Raw genomic sequence first — 5,507 nt, forward strand, 5'->3', positions numbered from 1 at the left:
TCGGGGCGATGCTTTTGGCTCTTCTGGTAGGCCTGCGGCCAGCAATCGCCGCGAGGTCGCGCCTCCCACGGGTTCGGTGTCGCCAAGTGCTTTTCGTGGGAGGCCCGACCCCGGGGCGATGCTTTTGGCTTCAAGCTTCCGCTTACGGCTTGTCCGGTTGGGTTTGCATGATCAACTCGACGCGACGGTTGCTGGCACGGCCCTGGTCGCTGGCATTGTCGCCGAGCGGCCGGGTGTCGGCGTAGCCGGTGGCGCTCATGCGCGTCGCGTCGATGCCGGCGAGCTGCAGGTAGCGCACCACGCTGCTGGCGCGGCTGGCCGAGAGCTCCCAGTTGGATGGGAAACGCTCGGTCTGGATCGGCAGGTTGTCGGTGTGGCCCTCGACGAGGATCCGGTAATGGTTCGCCGCCAGGGTTGGAATCAGGCGGTCGATCACGTCCAGGCCGGCATTTTCCAGCTCGGCCTGGCCAGAGCCGAAGAGAATCTCGCTGCTGATACGAAAGCTGATGCTGCCATCGTTGACGATCACCTCGATATCCTTTCCCAGGTCCATCGTCGGCGTATCGTGCGTATCCGCTTCGGCCGGCGTATTCATCGCTGCCTCGGCGACGATCGGCGGGATCGGCTGGGCCGGTGTCGCCGGTTCCAGTGAAATGTCGCCGAAGGTCTGGACGCTGCTGTCGGTGGCGGCGGTCTGGTTGCTCTGGCCGTCGCCCTTGCCGGCCAGGGCGAGCATGACCACCAGCATCACCAGCAGCAGGGTGAGCATGTCGAGATAGGTCAGCAGCCAGGCTTCCTGTTCCTCTTCCTGGCGCGGTTCGATATGCCACTTGGCGAAGTGGCCGCCCTGCGACGCCTGGCCGTTCATCTCAGGCGTCCTGCGGCTTGATGCGCTGCGCGGCGCCGTTGCTGCCGTCGCGGATCTCGTCATCGTGGTGGGCGATGAAGGACTTCAGCGTCTCGCGCATGTACGCCGGACTGCGGCGGTTGCACATCATCGAGATGCCCTGCATCACCAGATTCATCAGCGCGACGCGCTGTTCGGTGCGGCGCTCGAGTTTCACCGCCACGGGCTTGAGGATCAGGTTGGCCAGCAGCACGCCGTAGAAAGTGGTCATCAGGGCCACGGCGAGGCTACGGCCGATCAGCTCCATGTCACCGCTGCCGAGCATGAACATCAGGTTGATCAGCCGACCAGGGTGCCGATCATGCCGAACGCCGGGGCATAGCTGGCCATGGCGCGGAACAGTTGCGCTTCGGCGTTCTCCCGCGCGCGCAGCCGGGCGATGCGCCATTGCAGCAGGTCGAGGATGTCCTCTTCCGGGGTGTTGTCGATCACCAATTGCACCCCGGTGCGCAGGAACGGATTGCTGACCTTTTCCACTGCGCGCTCGACCGCCTGAAGGTCGCCGCTGATCCACAGCCGGGAAATCTGCACCAGTTCTTCGAGGTCCTGGCGGGTGTACAGCCGCTCGTTGCGTAGCACGGTCCAGATCAGCCCGAACACCCGCATGACCTCCCGCAGCGGGTAGCTGATGAACGTCGCGGCCAGGGTGCCGACCAGGACGATGCCGAGGCTGGGCAGGTCGATGAACAGTGATGGATCTTCCGCGGCGAACAGCATCACGACGGTCAACAGCCCGATGCTCGCGATAATGCCGATCAGGGTTGAAGGATTCATCGAAACTCCGTTTCATGGCGATGCTTGGAAGCGCGCGATGATAGCACCTGGCTATCGCGCCCGGCAGCCATCGACGGGAAGACCCGAAGCGGGCGTGCTGCCCGCCGCCCTCGCTCAGAGATTCTCCAGCAGCTTGCGTGCGGCTTCCTGGCCGCTGAGCCAGGCGCCTTCCACGCGACCGGACAGGCACCAGTCGCCACATGCGTACAGGCCCAGCCGCGCGTCGGCCAGGGCGCTCCATTCGTGCGCCTGGGTTGGCCGGGCATACAGCCAGCGATGCGCCAGGGTGAATTCCGGTGCCGGGACCACGCAGTCGATCAGCTCGGCGAAGGCGCCATGCAGGTGTTCGGAGACGGCTTCCTTGGAAAGATCCAGATGCTGGCGGCTCCAACTGCTGGTGGCGTGCAATACCCAGCTGTCGAGGACACCGTCGCGTCCTGGCTTGCTGCGGTCGCGGGCGATCCAGTCCAGCGCATCGTCCTGCACGAAACAGGCTTCCAGCGTGGTGCTCAGCGGCGTGGCGAAGCCCAGGGCGACCGCCCAGGTCGGTTCCATCGCCACGCTGGCGGCCACGGCGGCCAGCTTGGGGGCGGTGGCCAGCAGTGCCGCGGCCTGCGGCGCGGGAACGGCGATGATCACCTGGCTGAACGGTCCGTGGCTGGCCCCGCTGGCATCGACCAGGGTCCAGTATTCTTCGCCCCGGAAAACCTCGGTGATGCGGCAACTGAAGGTGACCGGCAGCTCGCCGAGCAAGCCATGGGCGATCGCCCCCATGGTCGGGGTGCCGACCCAGCGCACCTGTTCGTCGGCGGAGGGAGACAGCTGGCCGTCGCGGGCCTGGAACAGGTTGGGCGACCATTGTTCGGCCCAGCCTTCGGCCTGCCACTGGCGTACGACCTCGGTAAAGCGGCGGTCGCGGGTGGTGAAATATTGCGTGCCCATGTCGAGCGAGCCGGCCTCGCTGCGCTTGCTGGCCATGCGGCCGCCACTGCCGCGACTCTTGTCGAACAGATGCACGGGCTGTCCGGCGTCATGGAGGGTTCGGGCCGCGCAAAGCCCGGCGATACCGGTACCGATGATGGCGATTGGAGCCTTGCTCATGATTACCTCGTATGCTGGTGCCATCGACTGCGCAGGCCGTTCGGCGTCGCGCAGCATAATTTCATGACAAGCGTTCGATGCTATCGATCTACTTTCATCCTCGAACAGACTGCTGGCTTTGGCTAGGCCGATTCGACGCAATGTGGCGAATGGGTGCCCGGATGCCGATATTGCTGACCGGCGGTAGTCGGCGGTCAACCTTGTGCCCGCCCAGCAAATACACTGCAATCATCTTGCCGCTTTTCGAGCACGAGCGTGTTCTCAACCGATGGTTGTAAGTTGCTGATAAGCCGGTACAATGGCGCCGCTCGCCACCAGGCGGGTTTGTTATGGTGGGCCCTGCCGGTCCCCCCGCAACGATCAGCCGTGAACCCGGTCAGGCCCGGAAGGGAGCAGCCGCAGCGGTGACATTGTGTGCCGGGGTGTGGCTGGTAGGGTTCACCTCCATAACGACCTTCTGTTTTTCTCTCCTTTATCTTCGTTTCCGGCCGCACGGGTTCCCGACGGGGCTCCGGCGAATACATGTGCCTGCCACGGCATGTCTGCGGCGACCGCATACCAAAAGGCCGGCCGGTAACCTGTATCCTGCGCAAGCATTCCCGCGGCCAGCAATGGCCGGGATACCTCGTTCAAGGAGCATGGGTTTTGTCTGTCAAAGCAAGCTGGGACATTTTCTGCGCCGTCGTGGACAACTTCGGCGACATCGGCGTGACCTGGCGTCTGGCGCGCCAGCTGGTGGCCGAGCATGGGCAACGGGTACGGCTGTGGGTGGACGACCTGGAGACCTTTGCCCGGCTTTGTCCTGCCGCCAGCGCCAATGCCGAGCAGCAGATGCATCAGGGGGTGGAGGTGCGGCGCTGGCCCAGGGAGTGGCCTGGCGCGGAGCCTGCCGACGTGGTCATCGAGCGTTCGCCTGCGAACTGCCACGGCCTTATATAAATGCCATGGCCGCGAGCGGGCGGCGCATTCTCTGGCTCAACCTCGAATACCTCAGCGCCGAGGACTGGATCGTCGGCTGCCATGCCTTGCCCTCGCTGCAGGCCAATGGCTTGCAGAAGTATTTCTTCTTCCCCGGCTTCGAGGCGCAAACCGGCGGCCTCATCCGCGAAGCCGATCTGTTGCTGCGCCGCGCGGCTTACCAGGGCGATGCCGCGCACCAGGCGGATTTTCTCGCCACGCTTGGCGTGGTGCGTCAGCCCGGCGCGCGCCTGCTCTCGCTGTTCGCCTACGAGAATCCGGCGGTGGCCGGTTGGCTGAATGCCCTGGCGGACGATGCCCGTGCCAACCAGTTGCTGGTGCCGGAGGGGCGGGTGCTGGGTGATGTCGCCGCCTGGTTGGACGTGCCGGCGCTGCGAGTGGGTGACCATCATCAGCGCGGCAGCCTGCAGGTGGTGGTCGTGCCGTTCATGACCCAGGACGAATACGACCTGCTGTTATGGAGCTGCGACTTCAACGCCGTACGTGGCGAGGAGTCCTTCATCCGTGCGCAGTGGGCCGGGCGGCCGCTCGTGTGGCATATCTATCCTCAGGAAGACGACGCCCACTGGGACAAGCTCGATGCTTTCCTCGACCTCTATACCACGACCTGGCGCCTGCGGGCAATACCGCGCTGCGCGATTTCTGGCGCGCCTGGAATGCGGGGGAGGGGGCGGGTGAGGCCTGGAGGGCCTTGCTGGGCCAATATCCGGCATTGCTCGAGCATGCCGAAGCCTGGACGCACAGGCAGGTCGCCAATGGCGATCTGGCCGGAAAGCTGGTGTTTTTTTACACAGATTGGCTATGATACGCGGCCTGTTTTTTTGTCTCACATTCCATTTCGGATATTCGTATGAAAACCGCACAAGAGTTCCGTGCCGGCCAGGTGGCCATCATCAACGGCGCACCCTGGGTCATCCAGAAAGCCGAGTTCAACAAGTCCGGCCGCAACAGTGCCGTGGTCAAGATGAAGCTGAAGAACCTTCTCAACGGTTCCGCTACCGAGACCGTGTACAAGGCCGACGACAAGCTGGAGCCGGTAATTCTCGAGCGCAAGGAAGTGACCTACTCCTACTTCGCCGACCCGCTGTACGTCTTCATGGACGACGAGTTCAACCAGTACGAAATCGAGAAGGGCGACCTCGAAGGCGTGATGACCTTCATCGAGGACGGCATGACCGACGTCTGCGAAGCCGTGTTCTACAACGACAAGGTGATCTCGGTCGAACTGCCGACCACCATCGTTCGTGAAATCGTCTACACCGAGCCGTCCGTGCGTGGCGATACTTCCGGCAAGGTCATGAAGACCGCCCGCCTGAAGAACGGCGCCGAACTGCAGGTTTCCGCCTTCTGCGAAATTGGCGACTCGATCGAGATCGACACCCGCACCGGCGAGTACAAGTCCCGCGTCAAGGCCTGATAGCCGTTTCGCAGACTGACAAAGAAAAGCCCGGCCTAATGCCGGGCTTTTCTTTGGTGGGTGCTCATGCTTCGCCGCTAATCCAGCACCGCTGCCGGGGCGCTTCAGTCACTCGGTAACGGTTTGCCGGTAGCAGGCCCTACGGCCTGCAATCGCCGCGGGGGCGCGCCTCCCACAGGGGACTGTGCGGGGCTCGCTGCTTTTGTGGGTGCCTCGACCACGGGGCGATGCTTTTGGCTTTTGAGGCAGGCCTCGCGGCCTGCTATCGTCGCGAGGTCGCGCCTCCCACAGGTTTGGTGGGGCTCGCTGCTTTTGTGGGAGGCCCGACCA

General features: G+C 63.9%; 3 protein-coding genes, 1 other RNA gene and 2 pseudogenes. 3 read left to right on the forward strand and 3 right to left on the reverse strand.

The features are described 5' to 3' along the window. Window positions 1–142 precede the first annotated feature (142 nt). From BAY1663_RS21920 to BAY1663_RS21930, 3 genes and pseudogenes are all read right to left on the reverse strand, one after another. Entirely contained in the window at window positions 143–868 is a 726-nt protein-coding gene (locus BAY1663_RS21920) for an OmpA family protein (protein ID WP_037045079.1), read from the reverse strand. A 1-nt stretch (window position 869) separates the two neighbouring features. Then, a pseudogene (locus tag BAY1663_RS21925) lies at window positions 870–1,681 on the reverse strand (motility protein A). Between the two features lie 114 nt (window positions 1,682–1,795). Then, the gene (locus BAY1663_RS21930; protein WP_037045081.1) at window positions 1,796–2,782 is read right to left on the reverse strand and encodes an NAD(P)/FAD-dependent oxidoreductase; all 987 of its coding nucleotides are present in this window, start codon (window positions 2,780–2,782) and stop codon (window positions 1,796–1,798) included. A gap of 340 nt (window positions 2,783–3,122) precedes the next feature. On the opposite strand from BAY1663_RS21930, the gene ffs reads away from it, so the two are divergent. From ffs to efp, 3 genes and pseudogenes are all read left to right on the forward strand, one after another. Next, window positions 3,123–3,219: signal recognition particle sRNA small type (gene ffs, locus BAY1663_RS24255), an RNA gene on the forward strand. A 208-nt stretch (window positions 3,220–3,427) separates the two neighbouring features. Further along, window positions 3,428–4,565 (forward strand): annotated as a pseudogene (gene earP, locus BAY1663_RS21935) (elongation factor P maturation arginine rhamnosyltransferase EarP). A 45-nt stretch (window positions 4,566–4,610) separates the two neighbouring features. Next, on the forward strand, window positions 4,611–5,177 hold the full coding sequence (gene efp / locus BAY1663_RS21940) for an elongation factor P (RefSeq protein WP_037045080.1): 567 nt from the start codon (window positions 4,611–4,613) through the stop codon (window positions 5,175–5,177). Window positions 5,178–5,507: the final 330 nt, after the last annotated feature.

Origin of the sequence: Pseudomonas sp. BAY1663, from assembly GCF_000582595.1 — a bacterium.
In the GTDB taxonomy this organism is placed as follows: domain Bacteria; phylum Pseudomonadota; class Gammaproteobacteria; order Pseudomonadales; family Pseudomonadaceae; genus Stutzerimonas; species Stutzerimonas stutzeri_AF.

Coding starts and splice junctions, on each gene's coding strand:
- BAY1663_RS21920 (WP_037045079.1), bottom strand. CDS start 868: ATGAACGGCCAGGCGTCGCAGGGCGGCCACTTCGCCAAGTGGCATATC.
- BAY1663_RS21930 (WP_037045081.1), bottom strand. CDS start 2,782: ATGAGCAAGGCTCCAATCGCCATCATCGGTACCGGTATCGCCGGGCTT.
- efp (WP_037045080.1), top strand. CDS start 4,611: ATGAAAACCGCACAAGAGTTCCGTGCCGGCCAGGTGGCCATCATCAAC.